Annotated in this window: 21 protein-coding genes and 2 pseudogenes; 17 read left to right on the forward strand and 6 right to left on the reverse strand. The window is 71.7% G+C overall.

Annotated features, from left to right (window positions below):
* The first annotated feature begins 24 nt into the window (after positions 1-24).
* From IE286_RS16780 to IE286_RS16790, 3 genes are all read left to right on the forward strand, one after another.
* On the forward strand, positions 25-609 hold the full coding sequence (locus tag IE286_RS16780) for a nucleosidase (RefSeq protein ID WP_189797555.1): 585 nt from the start codon (positions 25-27) through the stop codon (positions 607-609).
* A gap of 101 nt (positions 610-710) precedes the next feature.
* Entirely contained in the window at positions 711-938 is a 228-nt protein-coding gene (locus tag IE286_RS16785; RefSeq protein ID WP_189797556.1) for a hypothetical protein, read from the forward strand.
* Positions 939-1011: 73 nt separating this feature from the next.
* A complete protein-coding gene (locus IE286_RS16790) occupies positions 1012-2022 on the forward strand; it encodes a methylenetetrahydrofolate reductase (protein WP_229862971.1) in 1011 nt (336 codons plus the stop codon).
* A 67-nt stretch (positions 2023-2089) separates the two neighbouring features.
* Here IE286_RS16790 and IE286_RS16795 read toward each other — a convergent pair whose 3' ends face one another.
* On the reverse strand, positions 2090-2728 hold the full coding sequence (locus IE286_RS16795; RefSeq protein WP_229862973.1) for a hypothetical protein: 639 nt from the start codon (positions 2726-2728) through the stop codon (positions 2090-2092).
* A 224-nt stretch (positions 2729-2952) separates the two neighbouring features.
* Complete coding sequence (locus IE286_RS16800; protein WP_189797557.1) at positions 2953-3330, reverse strand: VOC family protein; 378 nt, start codon at positions 3328-3330, stop codon at positions 2953-2955.
* A 400-nt stretch (positions 3331-3730) separates the two neighbouring features.
* Between IE286_RS16800 and IE286_RS16805 the strand changes: the two genes are divergently transcribed.
* From IE286_RS16805 to IE286_RS16825, 6 genes and pseudogenes are all read left to right on the forward strand, one after another.
* Positions 3731-4930, forward strand: coding sequence for a hypothetical protein (locus IE286_RS16805; RefSeq protein ID WP_189797558.1), 1200 nt, complete (start codon positions 3731-3733; stop codon positions 4928-4930).
* Between the two features lie 12 nt (positions 4931-4942).
* Positions 4943-5533: a hemerythrin domain-containing protein gene (locus tag IE286_RS16810; protein WP_189797559.1), complete on the forward strand. Its 591-nt coding sequence runs from the start codon at positions 4943-4945 to the stop codon at positions 5531-5533.
* Positions 5534-5716: 183 nt separating this feature from the next.
* Positions 5717-5977, forward strand: a pseudogene (locus IE286_RS27925) (ARPP-2 domain-containing protein); the annotation flags it as partial.
* Between the two features lie 13 nt (positions 5978-5990).
* Complete coding sequence (locus IE286_RS16815; RefSeq protein ID WP_189797560.1) at positions 5991-6140, forward strand: hypothetical protein; 150 nt, start codon at positions 5991-5993, stop codon at positions 6138-6140.
* A gap of 63 nt (positions 6141-6203) precedes the next feature.
* Positions 6204-7379, forward strand: a complete 1176-nt coding sequence (locus IE286_RS16820; protein ID WP_189797561.1) for a PP2C family protein-serine/threonine phosphatase — start codon at positions 6204-6206, stop codon at positions 7377-7379.
* 156 nt (positions 7380-7535) lie between these two features.
* Positions 7536-8021 (forward strand): hypothetical protein, encoded by a 486-nt coding sequence (locus tag IE286_RS16825; RefSeq protein WP_189797562.1) that lies wholly within the window; start codon positions 7536-7538, stop codon positions 8019-8021.
* A 183-nt stretch (positions 8022-8204) separates the two neighbouring features.
* Here IE286_RS16825 and IE286_RS16830 read toward each other — a convergent pair whose 3' ends face one another.
* Positions 8205-9128, reverse strand: coding sequence for a LysR family transcriptional regulator (locus IE286_RS16830; protein ID WP_189797563.1), 924 nt, complete (start codon positions 9126-9128; stop codon positions 8205-8207).
* 143 nt (positions 9129-9271) lie between these two features.
* Between IE286_RS16830 and IE286_RS27930 the strand changes: the two genes are divergently transcribed.
* The 8 genes and pseudogenes from IE286_RS27930 to IE286_RS16865 all read left to right on the forward strand — a co-directional run.
* Positions 9272-9349, forward strand: coding sequence for a putative leader peptide (locus IE286_RS27930; protein ID WP_368861482.1), 78 nt, complete (start codon positions 9272-9274; stop codon positions 9347-9349).
* 154 nt (positions 9350-9503) lie between these two features.
* The gene (gene sfnG, locus IE286_RS16835) at positions 9504-10631 is read left to right on the forward strand and encodes a dimethylsulfone monooxygenase SfnG (protein ID WP_189797564.1); all 1128 of its coding nucleotides are present in this window, start codon (positions 9504-9506) and stop codon (positions 10629-10631) included.
* A gap of 45 nt (positions 10632-10676) precedes the next feature.
* The gene (locus IE286_RS16840; protein WP_189797565.1) at positions 10677-11894 is read left to right on the forward strand and encodes an acyl-CoA dehydrogenase family protein; all 1218 of its coding nucleotides are present in this window, start codon (positions 10677-10679) and stop codon (positions 11892-11894) included.
* Positions 11895-11959: 65 nt separating this feature from the next.
* On the forward strand, positions 11960-12514 hold the full coding sequence (gene ssuE / locus IE286_RS16845) for an NADPH-dependent FMN reductase (RefSeq protein WP_189797566.1): 555 nt from the start codon (positions 11960-11962) through the stop codon (positions 12512-12514).
* A 4-nt stretch (positions 12515-12518) separates the two neighbouring features.
* A complete protein-coding gene (locus IE286_RS16850; RefSeq protein WP_189797567.1) occupies positions 12519-13703 on the forward strand; it encodes an SfnB family sulfur acquisition oxidoreductase in 1185 nt (394 codons plus the stop codon).
* A 112-nt stretch (positions 13704-13815) separates the two neighbouring features.
* On the forward strand, positions 13816-14967 hold the full coding sequence (locus IE286_RS16855) for an LLM class flavin-dependent oxidoreductase (protein ID WP_189797568.1): 1152 nt from the start codon (positions 13816-13818) through the stop codon (positions 14965-14967).
* The gene (locus IE286_RS16860) at positions 14964-16358 is read left to right on the forward strand and encodes an MFS transporter (protein ID WP_189797569.1); all 1395 of its coding nucleotides are present in this window, start codon (positions 14964-14966) and stop codon (positions 16356-16358) included. The genes IE286_RS16855 and IE286_RS16860 overlap by 4 nt, the downstream gene beginning before the upstream one ends.
* A 218-nt stretch (positions 16359-16576) precedes the next feature.
* Positions 16577-17280, forward strand: a pseudogene (locus IE286_RS16865) (SulP family inorganic anion transporter); the annotation flags it as partial.
* Positions 17281-17292: 12 nt separating this feature from the next.
* On the opposite strand, the gene IE286_RS16870 reads toward IE286_RS16865, so the two are convergent.
* The 3 genes from IE286_RS16870 to IE286_RS16880 are packed head-to-tail and all read right to left on the reverse strand — an operon-like array spanning position 17293 to position 19924.
* Positions 17293-17967 carry a class I SAM-dependent methyltransferase gene (locus IE286_RS16870; RefSeq protein WP_189797570.1) on the reverse strand — a complete coding sequence of 225 codons (675 nt, stop codon included), beginning with the start codon at positions 17965-17967 and terminating at the stop codon, positions 17293-17295.
* Entirely contained in the window at positions 17964-18467 is a 504-nt protein-coding gene (locus tag IE286_RS16875) for a hypothetical protein (protein ID WP_189797571.1), read from the reverse strand. The genes IE286_RS16870 and IE286_RS16875 overlap by 4 nt, the downstream gene beginning before the upstream one ends.
* 2 nt (positions 18468-18469) lie before the next feature.
* Positions 18470-19924: a molybdopterin-dependent oxidoreductase gene (locus IE286_RS16880; protein WP_229862982.1), complete on the reverse strand. Its 1455-nt coding sequence runs from the start codon at positions 19922-19924 to the stop codon at positions 18470-18472.
* Positions 19925-20022 lie beyond the last annotated feature (98 nt).

A 20022-nucleotide genomic window follows, 5' to 3' on the forward strand; every position in this document is an offset into this window, starting at 1 on the left:
CCGCCACCCCCGTACCCTGGCCACATGCAACTCACGGGAAACATCACCAGTGACCGTCCCCTGCTCGTTCTGGCGGTCGCGGAAGAGGCGCAGCACCTCGACACGACCCTGCCCGTCCTGCTGACCGGCATGGGCAAGGTCAACGCCGCGACCGCCCTCGCCGCGGCACTGGCTGGTGGACCGTTGCCCAGCGAGGTCGTGAACCTCGGTACCGCAGGTGCGCTGCGCCCCGGCTGGCACGGGACACACCTCGTCGGTACGGTCGTGCAGCACGACCTGGACAGCGACACCCTGCGCACCCTGACCGGCGAAACCTACGGCGCGCCCCTGACGACAGGCGACCCGGACGGAACCGTCCTGGCCACCGGGGACTCCTTCATAGCCGACGAAGCCGACCGGCTGCGCCTGGCCGAGCACGCGTCGCTGGTCGACATGGAGGGCTACGCCCTGGCGGCGGCCGCGCACAGGGCCAAAGTGCCGATACGCATCGTCAAGCACGTCAGCGACGACGCCGACGAGTCGGCCGCCAGGACCTGGCGGGAGACCGTGGGGGAGTGCGCCCGCGCTCTTGCCGACTGGGCGGCACACAACATCCCCGCCTACGCCTGAGACACATACCTCTCGGACACATACCGAGGAGCGGTGGAGCCTGACCGTACGACGGTCGGCTCCACCGCGCGCTGCCGACGTCGAAGGTCGAGTTCGACGCCGTGCACGACGGCGACCGCCGCATCGGCACCGCCCTGCTGCACGGCTCCACCGTAGACATCGGTGAGGTCGTCGTCCTCGCCCGGCTCGACAGGGACGCCGCGGCCGACCGCAAGCAGGCCGGGATCCTCCGGGGCGAGGCGGACGGCGGGGCCTCGCGGCCCTCGACCGCACCGCACACCCTAATCCGGGCGCGTGCCACGGTGACCACCCGCTCGCCGATGGCCTGATCATGTGGGGGGCCGGGGCGAGGCCGTACCCTCGCCCCGGCCCCCGGCCTCTACCGCCTCCAGGAGGATTTCCGTGAGTGTCGATGAGACATCGCCGACCGCACGCGCGGGTTACGCGCAGGCCCTCAGGACCATGGGCTACGAGGTCCTGCCGTTCAAGTCCACCGTCGACAAGGTGACCTCGTTCGTCCCGACCTCCGTCCCGCTGTCGGTCACGGCGTCCCCGGGGAAGACGATCAGCACCACCGTGGACCTCGCCATCGCGCTCGCGGAAAAGGGATACTCCGTGACGCCGCACCTGGCCGCGCGCATGGTGCCGGGCCAGGCGGAGCTGAAGGAGATCGGGGCACGGCTCGCCGACTCGCCGGTGAACTCGGTCTTCGTCGTCGGCGGAGACGCTCAGCAGGCCGGCCCCTACGGCGACGCCCTGTCACTGCTGCGGGACATACGTGACATCGGTTTCGAGTTCGACGCCGTGGGCATCGGCGGCTACCCCGAAGGACACGCCCTGATCGACGACGAGGCGCTCAGCCGCGCCCTTGCCGAAAAGGCCGCCTACGCCGACTACATCGTCACGCAGATCTGCTTCTCGCCCGGCGCGATCTCCCGGTGGGCCGACGCCCTGTCCCGCAGCGGGATCACCCTGCCGGTCCGCGTGGGCATCCCCGGCGCGGTCAGCCGCGAGAAGCTGCTGCGGGTCACGGCGAACATCGGCATCGGCAACTCGGCCCGCTTCCTGCGCAAGCAGCGCGACTTGCTGTACCGCTTCTTCGTACCGGGCGGCTACAACTCCGACCGGATCATGAACGGGCTGCGCCGTGACGTCGACTCGCCCACGAGCCCGCTGAGCACGTTCCACGTCTTCACCTTCAACGAGGTCGCAAAGACCGAGGCCTGGCGGCAGGAGACCCTGCGACGTCTGGACGTGTCCGGCCCTGACGCTCCGACGGCAACCCGCGGGAAGCCCGCGCCGCCCGCTTCACAGAGCCAGGGTCGTGGGTGCGCGCAGATCCGCCGGCGGCATCCCCGCCCCCGCGGCCTCCCGGAACCGGGCGGCCGCGGTGGTGACGGCACGCAGTCGTGAGCATGAGGCCCGCTGCGCGACCCGGGCATCGAGGCCCCCGGGAACGACGGGAGACCTGCCGCGTGCGTCACTCGAGCCCGAGCGCCACCGTCGTCGTGACACGGACCAGCGAAGGCTTCGCCGGCACCGACCCGAATCCGAAATGCACGGGCGGCCGCACCCGTGCCGGGGCGCCGAGATCGGTGCCGTCGAACGACGCCGAGACCAGACGCACGGGCCGCAGATCCCGGGTGCCGTACCACTCACGGCGTCCTCCGCCGGCGCTGCCCCGGGTCCGTACGCCGGGCAGCAGCAGACGGGCCGGCCGGTCGGTGAGCGCGCTCCACAGGGGCTGCCGGGCGAGCACGCCGGGCACCGCCCGCAGACACAGGCCCAGCGGCCCGCGCCGCAGCGTGACGAACCGCAGCCGCAGCGGCCCGGCGACGACCGTCCACGTGCGGTGCGCCACCGTGACCCGCACGGGTGCGACACGCACGGTGTCGAAGGTGTAGGTGGCGGCGATGAACTCGGCGACCGGCCGGGTGGGGGCCAGCAGCAGCCGCTCGCCGTCGGGCCGTTCCAGCATCACGTCGCTGAACGGGCCGTACGGCGACCGCTGCCAGTGGCCGAGCACGATACGCGTCCCGGAGGACGTGCCCAGGCCCGCGATCCACCCCTCGAAACGCAGCAGCCGCCCCCGTGCGGGCCGCCGGAACACCCGGGTCACCGGCGGGTCCCCGCAGGGCGGGGCCGCGGAGCCGGACAGGTACCGCCGGGGTGAGGCAGCCACCGGCACGCAGAGCCGTGACACTCGGAGGCGTACATGCCTGACTCCTTACGCGAGGCGCACCGCGGACGTGCCGATCCGCACACCCGACGCGCCGGAGCCCCGCCCGGGCGGGCGACCGCCGGTGCGGGCGCCACGATGCTCAAGGCCGCGTCGCGTCGTCGTCACACCGGGGCGATACGGGACCTCAGCAGGCAGAACTCGTTGCCCTCCACATCGGCGAGGACGTGCCAGGGCTCCTCGCCGGTCTGGCCGATGTCGGCCGGGCGCGCCCCCAGCTTCAGCAGACGTTCCAGCTCGGCATCCTGGTCACGGTCGGTGGGGTTGACGTCGATGTGCAGCCGCGACGTGCCCGGCCGCGGCGACTCGCTGCGGCTGAAGACGATCGTCGGCTGCGGGCCGCCGAACCCCTCGCGCGGGCCGATCTCCACCGCGCCCTCCTCCCGGTCCAGCACGACGAAGTCCAGGACCTGGCACCAGAACCTGGCCAGGGCCTCGGGGTCACGGCATTCCAGGACCAGTTCGCTGACACGGCATGCCATGGACAGCACCTGCTTTCACTCGGGGACGGCTGCACCGAGCACGCCCCAGTGGACGGATCCCCCGACGGTGCGTACCCGTCGGTGACCGTAGCGGGTCCGACGGGCGGGGCGCGACGGATTTCCGGCCGTGGCCGGCGAGCCGTCCCCCGGCGGGTGCCCGGCACGGCCCGGCGGCCGGTCCGCGCCCGTTTCACCCGGAAGGAGATACCTCCTCGTCCGCCGCGTGCGGGGCCGAACAGCCCACAGGGCCGCGCGAACGGAGGAAGTGGGCGGGCGATCGGGCGTGTGCGGTGGCCGGGCCGCCGGGGCGACCGAAAGATGACCGGGAGGTGCCCTGCCCGCGGCCGTGCCGGCCCGTGGGCACCCAGGCCGGCCGACATCACGAGAGGAGCGCTCCTCCATGCCCTTCAATCCGCTGGAGCAGCGGGGCATCCCGCTGGACCGCCAGTTGCGCAACTGGCGTGAGCTGAACGTGGAACCGATCGACCCGGACCGATGCGACCCGTACACCCGCTGCCGGATCATCACGATGAACGGCATCGAGGTGGAGGCGGTCCTCTTCAGTCACCACCTCGCCCGCCACACCCACGACCCGGAGATCAAACGCCAGCTCGCGCGCACCCGGTACATCGAGGCGCAGCAGCAGAAGGCGGTGAACTGGCTGCTGCCGGGTGTGTCATCGGTGCTGGAGACCACGATCGCCTACGAGCAGGTCGCGGTGGACCTGACGGCCTGGGTGGCGCGCATGGAGCCCGACCCGTATCTGCAGCAGGCGTACCAGTTCGGGGTGCTGGAGGACTTCGATCACTTGTACCGGTACGCGAACCTGTACGAGATGATCGAACACCGCAAGGCGGAGTCGATCGTCGACAATCTCACCGAGGTCATGCCGGGCCGGCCCACCCGGTACCACCACCGCGACCCCTACGACAACGTCCGCGACCCCTACGACCGCACCACGGTCAATCCGCTGTCGAAGCTGCACGCGCTGACCATCATGGCCGCCGAGCAGCAGACCATGAACTTCTACATCAACACCGGCCCCACCTACATGGAGCCGATCGCCCGGCAGCTCTACCAGGAGATCGGTCTGATCGAGGAGGAGCACGTCACTCACTACGAGTCCCTCGTCGACCCGGGCGAGACCTGGTGGGAGCAGCTGGTCAACCACGAGTACAACGAGTGCTACCTGTACTACTCCTTCTTGGAGCAGGAGAGCGATCCCAAGGTGAAGGCCATCTGGGAGCTGCACCTGAACATGGAGCTGGAGCACCTGCACACCGCCTGCGACCTGATGCGCCGCCACGACGGCCGCGATCCGCAGGAGATCCTCGCTCCCGAGCTGCCGAACGTGCTCACCTTCGAGCCGAACAAGCAGTATCTGCGGGAACTGCTGGCCACCCAGATGGACCTGACCACCCTCGGCGCCGGCTATGTGCGCGACGCGCACGAGCGGTTCGAGAAGATGCAGGAGAAGATCCACGGCGGCGAGGCACCCCCCAGCGACCGTGTCATGGCCGAACACGACGACATGTTCGGCCGGGAGTACCGGGTGGTGTCGGAGGGCGAGCACCCCGACCCCGCGATGCGCGAGATCTGAGGGGGAGCAGCGATGTCCGACACCTACACCCCGCACGCCGGTGACGACCGGGCCGCCGACACCGATGTGGTGGCCCTGCTGATCCGCCAGCACGGCGACATCCGCAACCTCTTCGACGAGGTCGAGCAGACTTCGGGCGAGGAACGCCGCGACGCCTTCCGCCGCCTGGTACGGCTGCTGGCCGTGCACGAGACCGCCGAGGAGGAGGTCGTCCACCCGTGGGCCCGCCGTTCCGTGCCGGGCGGCGAGGGCGTCGTCAAGGACCGACTCGCCGAGGAGAAGGAGGCCAAGGAGACCCTCTCCGCACTGGACGAGATGGACATCGACGACCAGCGTTTCCTGCCGGAACTGCGCAGGCTGCGCACCGCGGTGCAGCAGCACGCACGGGCGGAGGAGCGCTACGAGTTCACCCACATCCGCCGGCACGCCGACGCCGACGCTCTCGCCGCCATGGCCCGGGCCGTCAAGGCCGCCGAGGCCATCGCACCCACCCGCCCGCACCCCGGTGTCGAGTCCGCCGGGGCCAACGTGGCGCTCGGTCCCCTCGCCGCTCTGATGGACCGCGCCAAGGACGCCGCGCGCAAGGCCATGGGCAAGGGGTGACGCGGACGCTCCTCGCCGCCCGCACATCCGGCACCGGGCCCGGACGGCCTGCACGCCGTCCCGGGCCCGGCACGCCGCCACGACACACCGAGCCGTCTTCGTGACACGTGCCGCGACCGACCGTGCGCGACGGCCGGCGCCCGGCCCCCGGACGGCTCGTCACATCCCTGGACGGCGCCTGGCGTGCTCTGTCAGGGGCATGCCGCCGCCCGCGGGACTGAGACGCGACGTCCGCCTGCGCGTGCGGCTCCACCTGGACGTGGCCGATCCCGGCGAGACCGGACCGGTGTCTTCTCCGTCCCGCACGGAATCGTCGCCACCTGGACGGACGACGGCACACCGGCGGCCGCCCACGGCACCCAGCTCTCCGCCGACGGCACCTTCGTGCCCGTCGCCACGGCGGGACTGCGCCGGCGCCGCGCGGCCGTCCGGCGCCGGGACGACGACCGGCAGCACTGTGCCGGCGTCCACCTGGCGGTGGAGGGCTACCTGGCGCGAGTGGCAGCTGGGTCTGCGCCGGGAGTCCGCCGGCGTCGGCGCACTGCTGCGCCAGGACGTCCTCGACCACTACCGCAGGCAGGAACGGACCACGAACCGGTCACGGTGACCGCCCGGGGCCGCCGCGGGGCCTTGAGTGGAGCATCGCCCGTCGGCGAGGCAGGCTGTATCCATGCGGTCGCTCTCCGGATCAGCCCAGGAACGCGGACCGGGCGGTCACTCGGTGGTCCTTCTCGGGCTCGCCCGGTGCGTGCCGTTCGCGATCGTGCTGATCGGGCTCGCCATCGAGCTCTCGCCCCTGCACGAGATGTACACCGGGCCCCTGCTGACCGCGATGCCTGCCCTGGCCTCCCTGACGATGGGGCCCAGGGGCACCCTGGCCGCGGCGGCCGGAGCCCTCGCCGTCACCTTGATCACCGCCACGCTGCACGGAGGATGGCGGGGCGAGGCGGTCTACAGCAACATCCTGGGCATCCTCGTGGTCTCCCTGGCCAGCGTCACCACCAGCAGGGCGATGCACAGCCGCAGACAGCGCGAACTGGACCAGATCCGCCGGATCGCCGCCGCGGCGCAGAGCGTGCTGCTGCGCCCGGTGCCCGCCCGGCTGGGTCCGGTGCGGGCCGCGAGCCTGTATCTCGCGGCCGAGACCGGAGCACAGATCGGCGGCGACCTCTACGAGGCGGTGCACACCCGGTTCGGGGTCCGCATGATCGTCGGGGACGTGCGGGGCAACGGACTCCCCGCCGTGCGCTCGGCCGCGGCGGTGCTGGGCGCGTTTCGTGAGTCCGCCCACTACGACCACAACCTGACGGAGGTCATGAACCACTGCGCGGCCGCACTGCGCAGGGAGTCCACGGCCGCGGAGGCGTCCGACCCGCTTGAGGAGGCGGAGTGCTTCGTGACCGCACTGGTGGCCCAGGTCCCGGACGACCACGTGGTCCAGGTCGTCAACCGGGGCCATCCGCCGCCGATGCTGATGCGCCGGGGCACGGCGCAGGCCCTGGAGCCCGCGTCGCCGCAGCCGCCCCTGGGCCTGGAGGATCTCGTCGCCGCCCCGCCCGCCCAGCCGGACAGCTATCCGTTCCTGCCGGGTGACCGTCTGCTGCTGCACACGGACGGAGTCGTCGAGGCCCGCGACGAGCACGACGAGTTCTTCCCCCTGCCGGACCACATGGAAGCGATCGGGCACGCCGGCCCGCCGCGGGACTTCCTGGAACAGCTGCACCGCCGTCTGATCGTCCACACGGACCATCGTCTGCGGGACGACGCGGCGATGATCGTCGTCGACCGCCTCGACGGACGGGCAGCCCTCGACGACGTCCGCGCCTCGGCCGTCTCACGACCCTGAGTTACCCACACGAGTGACACCGTCAACAGCTGAAACGTTGCTCTGCTGATCCTCACACGTGCGGGGGATTCTCTGCTCATGCGCCTATGACAACACTCGATTGCCACGTGATCGCACAGTCTGCGCAACCGCGCAGCACACCCGTGAGGATGTCGGATGAAGAAGATCAGGTGTGCCCTGGCCGTCGCGGCGATGAGTACGGTCCTGCTGTCCGGTGTGGCGGACGCGGCACCCGCCAAGTACCGGCACAGCGAAGCGGCGGCCCAGTTCCGCAAGGCGGGCATCTCCTGGGTGTCGAGCAAGGGCTGCTCCGACTGGAACAAGCGGGGCTGCACCTCCTTCACGAACATCAACAGGACGACCGTGGCAGGTGTCATCGCCTTCAAGAAGCTGAGCAAGTGCCCCGTGGTGATCACCGCAGGAACGGAGGTCGGCCACGCCTCGGGCAAGTACTCCCACCGCAACGGCTACAAGGTGGACATGTCCACGAGGGGCGGCTGCCTGGACCGGTACATCACGCGCCACTTCAAGAAGGCCGGCACCCGCAGTGACGGCGCGAAGCTCTACACGTCCCCGTCGGGCAACGTCTACGCCCGTGAGGGCAACCACTGGGACGTGACCTACTACAACGGCCGCGCCTGAACGGCCGTCCGGGGATCCTCGCGCAGCCGCACCGTCCCCACGGTGCGGCTGCGCCGCGTTCCGTGGCGACGACCCGCGGGGCCGGCGACATCCGTCCCCGACCGTCGCGCGCAGCGCACCGGCCTTTTGATCATTCCCCGGCCCGGCAGCTCCGGTCACGGCCGCGGGCACGACCCGGCCCGGTCAGGTGCCGTCGCCGGAGAGCGAGCCGCCCAGGTCCCGGGCCGTGCGCACGAACACCTCGTGCAGATCCCGGGCGGCCTGCGGCACCGACCCCGACTTGCGGCGCTGCAGCATCAGCAGCACCTGCGTGGTGTCCCCGGCGACCGGCCGGTACGTGATCAGGCCCTCGCGCTCCAGGGGATCACCGGACACGCTGAAGTCCGGCAGCACCGTCACCCCCAGACCCTCGGCGACCATCAGCTTGCCCATCTCCGCCCCGTCGGTCGAGTACGAGAACGACGCCGCACGACCGCCCAGCAGCCGGTGCACATAGCGGTGCATCACATACCCGGTGCGCATGGCGATCAACGGCGCGGTGAGGAGCTCCTCCACCGTCACCGCCGGGCGGGAGGCGAGCGGGCTGTCGGGGCGGACACACACCACGGGCCGGCCCCGCAGCAGCTCGGTGGACTCGAAGTCGGCGGGGATGTCGTCCCCTTCCAGATGGTTGACCAGACCCAGGTCGAAGCCGCCCTCCGACAGCGCCCGGTGGATGTCGGACTGCTGCGCGCCCACCACCTCGACCTGGGTGAGCGGATGCACGGCGCGAAAGGCCCGCACGACCGGTATGAGCAGCGGCACGGTCGCCGCGTTCACCGTGCCGACCCGCACCATGCGGCTGATGCGGTGCTGCTCGCCCGCCGCCGCCCGCAGCCGGTCGACCGCCTCCAGCACGCCGAGGACATGGGGGAGCAGTTCCCGGCCCGCGGCGCTCATCGTGGCCCCGGTGCGCTTGCGCTCCAGCAGCTCGACTCCCAGCTCCCGCTCCAGATTGCGCACGGTCTCGCTCAACGCGGGCTGCGACAGCCTGAGTTCCTCGGCGGCCCGGCGCAGCGAACCGAGCCGGGTGACGGCCGCGATGTACTCCAGTTGTTCAGTTCGCACCCCCGCAGGCTGCGGCGTTCCGGGCGGCGCGTTCAAGGGTTTCCCTGTCACACCTTCGCTAAAAACAGTGGTCCGGGATACGAGACCGGTCGGGTTTACCTTGACGGCTGCGCAGGGAGGCTGTCAGCATCATCGTCATGAAGATGCGACTGGACCTCACGCGGCGACGCCACGTCGACCTCGCCCGCGTCTCCAGCGCCTCCTGTTGTCTCGCGGCCTGACACCTGATCCGCCGCTTTCCTCCCACGCCGCGCCCGTCGACGCACGGGTGTGTGCCGCGCATCCCCGCACCGCCTGCGTCCGCCGGGAGTCCCGGCATGCCCTGAGCCCGCGGTGCCGGGGCACACCCGCCCGTTTCCGCAACAGGAGTTCCGCATGCCCGCGCACCCCGCGAAGCCCCTGCACTTCGCCTACTGGGTCCCCAACGTCAGCGGGGGACTGGTCACCAGCACGATCGAACAGCGCACCGACTGGGGGTACGACTACAACCGCGAACTGGCCCGTCTCGCCGAGAACAACGGCTTCGAGTACGCCCTCACCCAGGTCCGGTACATGGCCAGTTACGGCGCCGAGTACCAGCACGAGTCCACCAGCTTCAGCCTGGCCCTGCTGCTGGCCACCGAGCGCCTGAAGGTGATCGCCGCCGTCCACCCGGGACTGTGGCACCCCGGAGTCCTCGCCAAGTTCGGCGCCACCGCCGACCACCTGTCCCACGGCCGTTTCGCCGTCAACGTGGTCAGCGGCTGGTTCAAGCAGGAGTTCACCGCTCTCGGCGAACCCTGGCTGGAACACGACGAACGCTACCGGCGCAGCGAGGAGTTCATCACCGCGCTGCGCCGCATCTGGACCGAGGACCACGCCGAACTGGCCGGTGACTTCTACCGGCTGCGCGACTTCTCCCTCAAACCCAAGCCCGTGCGGAGCCCCGGCCGGCCGCATCCGGAGATCTTCCAGGGCGGCAACTCCACCGCCGCCCGGCGCATGGCGGGCCGGGTGTCCGACTGGTACTTCTCCAACGGCCGGGACTTCGACGGAGTGACCGAGCAGATCGAGGACATCCGCGCCTCCGCGGCCGAGGCCGGGCGGATGCCGCCGAAGTTCGGCCTCAACGGCTTCCTCATCGCCCGCGACACCGAGGCCGAGGCCCGGGACACCCTCCGGGAGATCGTCGCCCGCGCCGACACCCGGGCCGTCGAGGGTTTCGGTGCCGCGGTCGAGCAGGCCGGCCGGTCCACCGCGGACGGCAAAGGCATGTGGGAGGACTCCACCTTCGAGGACCTCGTCCAGTACAACGACGGCTTCCGCACCGGCCTGATCGGCACCCCCGAGCAGATCGCCGAACGCATCGTCGCCTACAAGAAGCTCGGCGTCGACCTCTTCCTGCTCGGGTTCCTCCACTACAAGGAAGAGGTCGAGTACTTCGGCACACGTGTGCTGCCCCTCGTGCGGGAGCTGGAGGCCCAGCTGCCCGCCGAGGACGAACCCGTCCCCGCTCACGCCTGACCGTGCCCGCCCGACGCACCGCACCGTGAGAGAGGTCATTCCCGCATGAGCACCGCCACGCCCACCGACTTCACCACCCGCCCCACCCCGCGCACCGCCGCCGACTGGATCGCCCGCGCCACCGAGGTCGCCGCGGTCCTCGCCACCGACGCCGTCGAACGCGACCGGGCCGGCGCCACCCCCTACGCCGAAGTGCAGCTGCTGAAGGACTCCGGGCTGGTCACCCTGCTCGGCCCCGTCGCCCACGGCGGCGCCGGACAGGACTGGCGCACCGCCTACCGGGTCGTCCGCGAGATCTCCAAGGCCGACGGCTCCATCGGCCAGCTCCTCGGCTACCACTACCTGTGGAACTGGGCCGCCCGCCTGGTCGGCACCCGGGAACAGTGGGAGCACATCGAGGCCGAGGCCGCCCGCAAGAGCTGGTTCTTCGGCGGCGCGGTCAACCCGCGCGACAAGGACGTGGTCGTCACCGAGGACGGCGACGACCTGGTCTTCACCGGCCGCAAGACCTTCTCCACCGGCAGCAAGGTCTCCGACGTCACCGTCCTGGAAGGCGTCTTCGAAGGCACCGACCGGCACGTCTTCGCCATCGTCCCCTCCGACAGCGAGGGCCTGACCTTCCACGACGACTGGGACAACATCGGCCAGCGGCTCACCGAGAGCGGCAGCGTCACCATCGACGGCGTCCGCACCCCCTGGTCCTCGGCGGCAGGCTATGTGAACAAGCAGTTCCAGCCGCGTGTCTACAACACGCTCAACGTCCCCACCATCCAACTCGTCTTCGTCAACCTCTACCTCGGCATCGCGAGCGGCGCGCTGGAGACGGCCGCCGCCTACACCCGCACCAAGACCCGTCCCTGGCTGCACGGCGGCCACGAGCGCGCCGTCGACGAGCCGTACATCGTGGACACCTACGGCGACCTCACCGCCAAACTCTGGGCGGCCGAGGCGCTCGCCGACGCCGTCGCCGACGAGGGACAGAAGCTGCACGACGACCCCGACGCGGTGACCGAGCAGGCTCGCGGCGACTTCGAGGTACGGGTGGCCGCCATCAAGGCACGCGCCACCGACGTCGCTCTGGAGGTCACCAACCGCATCTTCGAGGTCACCGGCGCCCGTGCCACGGCGAGCGCCCTGGGCCTGGACCGTTTCTGGCGCAACGTGCGCACGCACACCCTGCACGACCCGGTCGCCTACAAGCGGCGTGAGGTCGGGCGCTGGGTGCTGGAAGGCGAACTGCCCGAACCCACCTGGTACTCCTGACCACCCCCCACCCGACACGGGCGCCTGTCACCCGAGGCGCCCCCCCGAGGCCGAAAGGGAACCCCATGGCCACCGTACTGTCCGTCTCCGGCAGTCCCTCCGCCTCCTCGCGCACCAACCGCCTGCTGCGCCACCTGGACGAACGGCTCGTCGCGCACGGCCACCACGTGGTGCCGCTCGACGTGCGCACCGTCCCCGCCGAGGCCCTGCTCGGCGCGGACTTCCGGCACCCGGCCATCGTCGAGGTCACCGAGCTGTTCGCCCGCGCCGACGGCGTCGTCGTCGGCTCACCGGTCTACAAGGCCGCGTACTCCGGCGTGCTCAAGGCGCTGTTGGACCTGCTGCCGCAGTACGCCCTCAGCGGCAAGACCGTGCTGCCGCTGGCCACCGGCGGCAGCCTGGCGCACGTCCTGGCCATCGACTACGCGCTGCGCCCGGTGCTGACCTCGATGGGCGCCGCGCACATCGTCCAGGGCTGGTTCACCCTGGACAAGGACCTGACGGTGGACGACGACGGCTCCCTCACCGTCGCCCCCGCAGCCGAGGAGGCACTGGCCCGCGTCGTCGACCAGTTCTCGGCCGCGCTCGGCTCCGCCCCGCTCCTGGCCGCTGCGAGCTGACCCCATGACCGCCCATGTGATCACCGACGACGCCGAGGCCCTCGCCGTCGCCGCCGACCTGGCCGGAGAGTTCCGCGTACACGCCTCCCGGCGGGACGCGGAACGCACCCTGCCCCGCGCCGAACTGGACCGGCTGTCCGCCTCCGGTCTCCTGGGCGTCACCGTGCCCGCGGACCACGGCGGCGCCGACGTGCGCACCGAGACCCTCGCGGAGATCTTCCGCCTGCTCGCCACGGCCGACGGCAGCCTCGCCCAGATCCCGCAGAGCCACTTCGTGTACGTGGGCGTCATACGCCGCCACGGCACACCCGAGCAGCAGAAGTTCTTCTTCGCCGAGCTGCTGGCCGGGCGCCGCTTCGGCAACGCCCAGTCGGAAGCCGGCACCCGGCACGTCCAGGACATCCGCACCCGCCTGGAACGCCGTCCCGACGGCTCGTACCTGCTCAACGGCGTCAAGCACTACAGCACCGGCGCCCTGTTCGCCCACTGGATCCCCGTGCTGGCCCGCGCCGAGGACGGCACCCTGCACGCGGCCTACGTCCCGCGGGACGCTCCCGGCGTGGAGGTCGTCGACGACTGGGACGGAATGGGCCAGCGGACCACCGCCAGCGGCACCGTCCGCCTCACCGACGTCGTGGTCCCCGCCGACCGGGTCCTGCCGCACCACCTCACCTTCCGCGGACCGCAACTGCACGGCGCGTTCGCCCAGGTGCTGCACGCGGCCATCGACGCGGGCCTCGCCGCCGCGGCCCTCGACGAGGCGGCCGCGTTCGTCCGGACCAGGAGCAGGCCCTGGTTCGAGGCCGGGGTCGAGACCGCCGCCGAGGACCCGCTGCTCATCCAGCGGTTCGGCGAACTCGCCCTCCAGGTCAGGGCCGCCGAGGCACTGCTGCGGGAGGCCGCCCGCACCGTCGACGCGGCCCGCGACGACCTCACCGACGACTCCGCGGCCGCGGCGTCCATCGCGGTCGCCGCCGCCAAGGTGACAGCGGCGAAGGCGGCCGTGGAGGTCTCCAGCGCCCTGTTCGAAGCGGCCGGCACCCGGTCGGCCCTGCGGTCGCTGAACCTGCACCGGTACTGGCGCGACGCCCGCACCCACACCCTGCACGATCCGACACGCTGGAAGATCCAGCACATCGGACGGTACGTCCTCAACGGCACCAGACCACCACGCCACGGCCTGCTCTGAACGCACGCCACAAGGTTTCCGCGCCCAGGCCGTGCCCCCGGAAAGTCCCGCCTGCCGCCCGACACCCGGCACGCCCGGCAGCCGAACGTCCCCACTCACCCCGGAGCAACACATGTCTGCCCTCACCTTCCACTGGTTCCTGCCCACGACCGGAGACAGCCGGCACGTCGTCGGCGGCGGCCACGGCTCCCAGCCCGGCGCCGCCGCGGCCGACCGCCCGGCCTCCATCGCATACCTCGGCCAGATCGCCCGCAGCGCCGAACAACTCGGCTTCGTCGCGGCCCTCACCCCCACCGGCGCCTGGTGCGAGGACGCGTGGGTGACCACCGCCATGCTCACGCAGGTCACCGAGCGGCTGAAGTTTTTGGTCGCCTTCCGCCCCGGCCAGATCAGCCCGACCCTGTCGGCGCAGATGGCCGCCACCTACCAACGGCAGTCCCAGGGGCGGCTGCTGCTGAACGTGGTCACCGGCGGCGAGTCCGCCGAGCAGCGCGCCTACGGCGACTTCCTCGACAAGGACCAGCGCTACGCTCGCACCGGGGAGTTCCTCGACATCGTGCGGCGGCTGTGGGCCGGTGAGACGGTCGACCACCACGGCGAACACCTGCGGGTCGAGAAGGCCAGGCTGAACCGGCTGCCCGATCCCACACCGCGGATCTACTTCGGCGGCTCCTCGCCCGCGGCCGGCGAAGTCGCGGCGCGTTGCACGGACGTCTACCTGACCTGGGGCGAGCCGCCGCAGCAGGTGAAGCAGAAGATCGAGTGGATCCGCTCCCTGGCCGCCGCCCACGGCCGCGAGGTCCGTTTCGGCATCCGCCTGCACACCATCAGCCGGGACACCTCCGAGCAGGCCTGGGCCGAGGCGGAGCGGCTGCTGAAGGCCATGGACCCCGAGCGCATCAAGGCGGTGCAGCAGGGCCTGGCGACCAGCGAGTCCGAGGGCCAGCGGCGGATGCGCGAGCTGCACAACAGCGGCGACACCAGCAACCTGGAGGTCTACCCCAACCTGTGGGCGGGCATCGGCCTCGTCCGCGGCGGCGCGGGCACGGCCATGGTGGGCAGCCACACCGAGGTCGCCGACCTGATCGAGGAGTACCACCGCCTCGGCATCGAGGAGTTCGTGCTGTCCGGGGTGCCGCACCTGGAGGAGGCGTACTGGTTCGGGGAGGGCGTCCTGCCGGTCCTGGAGAAGCGCGGGCTGTGGCAGCACCCGGCCGGTCCGCGCACCGTCGAGGCGGGCACCGTCCCGTTCGCCGCCCGATGAGCGCCGCGTCCGCCCCCTCGCAGGCCACGGTCCACACGCCCGCACCGGAGCCGGTCGACCAGCGGCAGCTGAGAACCGTCGTGCTCGCCAGCCTGCTGGGCACCACGGTGGAGTGGTACGACTTCTTCCTCTACAGCACCGCCGCGGGCCTGGTCTTCAACAAGCTGTTCTTCCCCACGGCCAACGGCACCGTGGGCACGATGCTGTCGTTCGCGACGTTCGCCGTCGGCTTCGTCGCCCGCCCCGTGGGCGGCCTGCTCTTCGGACACATCGGCGACCGCATCGGCCGCAAACACACCCTCGCCTTCACCATGGGCATGATGGGGCTGTCCACCGCGCTCATCGGCCTGCTGCCCACCTACGACCAGGTCGGCGTCCTCGCCCCCGCGCTGCTCCTCGTCCTGCGGGTCGCCCAGGGCGTGGCGCTCGGCGGGGAGTGGGCCGGGGCGGTCCTGCTGGCCGTGGAGTACGGGCCCTCGGGCCGCAAGGGCCGGTTCGGCAGCTACCCGCAGATCGGGCTCGCCCTCGGGCTGGCGCTGGGCACCGGCGTGTTCGCGCTGCTCAGCGACGCGCTCAGCGAAGCGGCGTTCGTCGACTACGGATGGCGGATCGCCTTCCTCGTCAGCCTCGTCCTCGTCGTCGTCGGACTCACCGTCCGGCTGAGGATCGAGGAGACCCCGGCCTTCCGTGCCGTGCGCCGGCTGCGGGAGCTGCCCCGCTCGGCACCGCTGGTGGAGCTGGTGCGGGAGCCCGTGGCACGCCGTCACCTGCTGCTCGGCATGCTGGCCAGGTGGGGAGAGGGAGCCGCCTTCAACACCTGGGGCGTCTTCGCCATCACCTACGCCACCGACACCCTGCGTCTGCACCGCACACCGGTGCTGCTCGCGGTCACGGCTGCGGCGCTGGTGATGGCCGTGCTGATACCGGTGAGCGGAGCCGCGGTCGACCGCCGCGGAGCCCGCCGGGTCTACCGCGCCGGGATGACGGCCTTCGCCTGCTCGGTCTTCCCCGCGTTCTGGCTGTTCGGCACCGGCGGGACGGCGGCGTTCGCCGCGGCCCTCGTGGTCACCCTGGGCATCGTGCACGCCTGGTTCTACGGCGCGCAGGGCACCCTGTTCGCCGCGCTGTTCGCCACCCCGGTCCGGTACACGGGCATGTCGTTCGTCTACCAGGTGTCCGGCATCTTCGCGTCCGGCATCACCCCGCTGATCATGACCGCGCTGCTCGCCGCCGGGTCCGGCAGCCCCTGGTGGGCCTGCGGCTACCTCGCGCTGACGGGTCTGGTGAGCGTGTGGGCGACCGGCCGGCTGCGCGGCGAGGACCTGCACATGGCCACCGGGGCGCCCGCCGCCGCGTCGGGCGGACCCGCACCCGTCGCCGTCCGAGGCTGAGGTCCGGCCGGAGCACTGTGACGCGGGTCTCCGTCACGGCCGCACCGGCCGGATCCCGGCACAGGCAGAAGGCAGGCGCACGGCACACCGGGCGGTGGGCTGCCCGTTCAGGGCCCGCGCCCCGCTGATCCGCTGATCACCGGGGGGCGGGCCTTCCGCATGTCCGTCCGCAGGCCGGTGGGCGCAGTGGAACATCGGCAGTACGGCGCGCGGCGACCAGGATCACCAAGGAGGTGCCCGCACCGCTGGTGTCCATCGTCGTCCTCACCGTGATCACCGTCGCCGCCGGGATCGCGGTCCGCACCGTCGGCGACAAGGGCAGGCTGCCGTCCTCCCTGCCCGTCCCCGGCCTGCCCGACGTGCCCCTCGACATGCACACCCTGACGGTCATCGCCCCCTACGCCCTGGCCATGGCGCTGGTCGGGCTGATGGAGACGATGATGACCGCCAAGCTCGCCGACGAGAGCCCCGACACCCGCTTAGACGAGACCCGGGAGGCCGTCGGCCAGGGCATCGCCGGCATCGCCGCCGGTGTCTTCGGCGGCATGGGCGGCTGCGCGATGATCGGCCAGACCATGATCGACGGCAAGAACGGGGCACGGACCCGTCTGTCGACCTTCCTCGCCGGCTTCTTCCTGCTCGTGCTGTGCATCGCCCTGGGCCCGGTCGTCTCCCGGATCCCCATGGCCGCGCTCGTGGCCGTGATGGTCCTGGTCGCGTCGGCACCTTCGACTGGCATTCGGTCAAGCCCGCCACGCTCACGCGCATGCCGGTCGGTGAGACCGCCGTCATGGCCGTGACCGTCATCGTCGTCGCCACCGGCAACCTCTCCATCGGGGTCGTCGTCGGCACGATCAACGGCATGATCGTCTTCGCCCGGCGGGTCGCCCACCTGACCGAGGTCACCGCCGTCACCACCCCGACGGCAGCACGGTCACCCGCACCGCGCCGGGCCGCGGCGACCGAGGACGAGGAAGCGCCGGTGGCCGTGCACCCACTGATCGGTGACACCCAGGGCGAGATCCTCCGCGATGCGGTGGAGCGCCGGCGCTCCCAGACGCGCCCACGGGAACGGCGGGCCCTCGTGCCCGTGGGCGTCCTCGAACCGGGCGGTGCCGTGTTCCTCGACGTCCTCCGGGTCGGCCTCGACGAGCAGCAGCCCCGTGGGGGCGGTGAGCTGGACGCATCGGCGCAGCAGGGCGCGCGGGTCGCCGCCGATGCCGATGTTGCCGTCGATGAGCAGAAGGGTCTGCCAGCCTCCCTCGGCCGGCAGCCGGTCGAACACCGACCGGCACAGCGCCATTCCGCCGAGCGCGACGGTGTGCGCCGCCGCGCGAGGGGTCACGTCGACGCCGAGCGCGAACACTCCGCGGCGCAGCAGCGCCCGGCACAGCCGGCCCGGTCCGCAGCCGACGTCGAGAACGGGGCCGACACAGCGGTCGAGCACCGATTCGTCGGCCACGGTCGGATGCGCGAACCAGCGGTGCACGGGCATGGCGATCCGCCTTCCCTCCGCCAGCCTCAGGTACACCGGCCCGTGGCCGGCCCGCAGGGCGAAGGCGTAGGGATCGTCGCTCGCGCGGGACGATCGGTGTCCGTCGGTCGTCATGGCCCGGCACCGTGATCCGGCGCGGGCCGCTCCCCACCCGCGCGGTGGGCGCGCCGCAGGCGGCGGAGCCGGACGGCGAACGCGACGGCGGACGCCAGGAAGAGCACGGCCGTGATGGCCAGCCACCGGCCCAGGTAGACGTCGATGGACAGCCCGGTGGCACCCGGATAGGGCCTGGACAGGGCGAAGACGAGAGGGAACCACACGAGCAGCAGCACACCGGAGAGGAAGGCGGGCACGCGGAGGTGGTTGATCCACGGCGGGTGCGGCATACGGGTGGCCCGGTGCCGCAGCACCGCCTGCGCCGACCGGTCGGCGAGCGAGTACAGCGGCAGCAGGATCAGATCGTGCACGACCGCCGCGCCGACGAACCAGATCACGACCCCCAGCGGGCGCAGGGCGAACAGGCGCACCATGGCGTAGCCGGTCAGCGCGAACGAGGCGATCAGCACGAGCAGATGCAGCGGGCCGGAGCCGTACCAGCGGACGAAACGGCCCATGGTCACCTCCTGAAGGTGAGCCGGTGGACCCACTTGGTGTTGTTCACACCCGGGTTGGCCGGGACGATGACGCGGGCCGGATAGCCGTGGTCGAGCGACAGGTCCGCGCCGTTGACCCGCAGGGCGAGCAGCGACCGGGGGTCGCGGATCTGATTGCCGCGCAGCAGCACGGACGCGTAGGGGCCGGGCGGCTGGACGGACTCGACCAGCACACTGCCGGCGTCCGGAAGTCCGGCCAGGGCGGCGAGATCGGCCAGCCGCAGGCCGCTCCACAGCTGGTCCGGCGTGGACCACCCTTCCACGCAGGCGATCGGCAGGGAGGCGGTGTGCTGAGGCATCGCGAGGAGCTGTGCGCGGGTGAACACGTGCGCGGGCCCCGCCCCGTGGATCTCCAGCCGCCAGCCGGGGCCCACACGTGCGGGGGTGACACCGACGGACGCGGCGGTCTTGTTGATCTGGAAGCCGTTCGGGCCGCTGCCCGGCTCCCGGCCGCGGGGCGCGAGAAGGGCGGTGCCGCGCAGCAGGCCGCCGATGCTCTGCCCCGCCGTGACCAGCAGGAGCAGCAGCGATCCGCCGCCCACCATGGCGAGCACGCCGCGCCGGGTCATCGTCGGCGGCGCGGGGCCGGCCGGGACCAGGCCGTCGGGGTCGGGCGGTTCGGGCCGGGTGTGCGCGAGGGACGTGCGCAGTTCGGCGGTCAGACTGCGGGAGCGCAGGGCGCTGACCATCCGGCCGAGCTTGAGGCACACGTGGACGGCGAAGGCCGCGATGAAGACCCAGGCGCCGTAGAAGTGCAGGGTGTAGAAGGAGCCCGGGAACACGTAGAACAGCTGGATGTTGAGGATGCCGGTGACGAACTCGAAGATCACCCCGCCGACCAGCAGGAGCAGCGACAGCCGTTCCAGCGCGTGGGCGAGGCCGCGGGCCGGCGGCCAGGCGAACAGCTTCGGGATCACCGACCACAGCTTGGCCAGCAGCACGGGCACCAGGACCACGCCGAGCGTCACATGCACACCCTGGGTCAGCCGGTACAGCCAGTACGGGTGGGTGGGCCAGGCGAAGAGGTAGAAACCCAGCGCCCCCTTGTCCGGGGTCTGGTCGTTGAGGCGCCCCAGGTCCGGGTTGTAGGACGCGTAGGAGAGCATCCCGGTGACGAACATCAGCGGGATGCCGATCAGCAGCACCAGCCCGAACACGGACGTCAGCCACGGCCCGCGCAAGGGACTGCGCCAGAAACCGGGCCGGAACGGACCGGGCGGCGGGGGAGTGTGCTCGGCCCGTCGCACGAGATACCGGGCCCGGGAGGACAGCCCGGAAAGGATGCCGTGCGCGGGCCGCCCGCGGGACCCGCCCTTGTGGTCCGGGCGTCCCGGGCCGGCGGGACCCGCGGGCGACGGGCTGCCGTCGCCGTCCATCGGCACCTCCTGCGCTGTGGTGGATGCGTCCTGCCGTGCCACGGCGCCTGCATGGCATGCCGTCACCTCCCGGCCCGGCAACCCGGATCCACGGTGGCACGTATCGCATCTGTGTTCCGCCCCAGGCGTGCGTGCGGGTG

The sequence above is a fragment of the Streptomyces thermodiastaticus genome, from assembly GCF_014656135.1.
Classification (GTDB): domain Bacteria; phylum Actinomycetota; class Actinomycetes; order Streptomycetales; family Streptomycetaceae; genus Streptomyces; species Streptomyces thermodiastaticus.

What these genes read in the sequence shown, in the direction of transcription:
- IE286_RS16780 (WP_189797555.1), top strand. Translation starts at nt 25, where the DNA reads ATGCAACTCACGGGAAACATCACCAGTGACCGTCCCCTGCTCGTTCTG.
- IE286_RS16800 (WP_189797557.1), bottom strand. Translation starts at nt 3,330, where the DNA reads ATGGCATGCCGTGTCAGCGAACTGGTCCTGGAATGCCGTGACCCCGAG.
- IE286_RS16805 (WP_189797558.1), top strand. Translation starts at nt 3,731, where the DNA reads ATGCCCTTCAATCCGCTGGAGCAGCGGGGCATCCCGCTGGACCGCCAG.
- IE286_RS16810 (WP_189797559.1), top strand. Translation starts at nt 4,943, where the DNA reads ATGTCCGACACCTACACCCCGCACGCCGGTGACGACCGGGCCGCCGAC.
- IE286_RS16820 (WP_189797561.1), top strand. Translation starts at nt 6,204, where the DNA reads ATGCGGTCGCTCTCCGGATCAGCCCAGGAACGCGGACCGGGCGGTCAC.
- IE286_RS16825 (WP_189797562.1), top strand. Translation starts at nt 7,536, where the DNA reads ATGAAGAAGATCAGGTGTGCCCTGGCCGTCGCGGCGATGAGTACGGTC.
- IE286_RS27930 (WP_368861482.1), top strand. Translation starts at nt 9,272, where the DNA reads ATGCGACTGGACCTCACGCGGCGACGCCACGTCGACCTCGCCCGCGTC.
- sfnG (WP_189797564.1), top strand. Translation starts at nt 9,504, where the DNA reads ATGCCCGCGCACCCCGCGAAGCCCCTGCACTTCGCCTACTGGGTCCCC.
- IE286_RS16840 (WP_189797565.1), top strand. Translation starts at nt 10,677, where the DNA reads ATGAGCACCGCCACGCCCACCGACTTCACCACCCGCCCCACCCCGCGC.
- ssuE (WP_189797566.1), top strand. Translation starts at nt 11,960, where the DNA reads ATGGCCACCGTACTGTCCGTCTCCGGCAGTCCCTCCGCCTCCTCGCGC.
- IE286_RS16850 (WP_189797567.1), top strand. Translation starts at nt 12,519, where the DNA reads ATGACCGCCCATGTGATCACCGACGACGCCGAGGCCCTCGCCGTCGCC.
- IE286_RS16855 (WP_189797568.1), top strand. Translation starts at nt 13,816, where the DNA reads ATGTCTGCCCTCACCTTCCACTGGTTCCTGCCCACGACCGGAGACAGC.
- IE286_RS16860 (WP_189797569.1), top strand. Translation starts at nt 14,964, where the DNA reads ATGAGCGCCGCGTCCGCCCCCTCGCAGGCCACGGTCCACACGCCCGCA.
- IE286_RS16870 (WP_189797570.1), bottom strand. Translation starts at nt 17,967, where the DNA reads ATGACGACCGACGGACACCGATCGTCCCGCGCGAGCGACGATCCCTAC.
- IE286_RS16875 (WP_189797571.1), bottom strand. Translation starts at nt 18,467, where the DNA reads ATGGGCCGTTTCGTCCGCTGGTACGGCTCCGGCCCGCTGCATCTGCTC.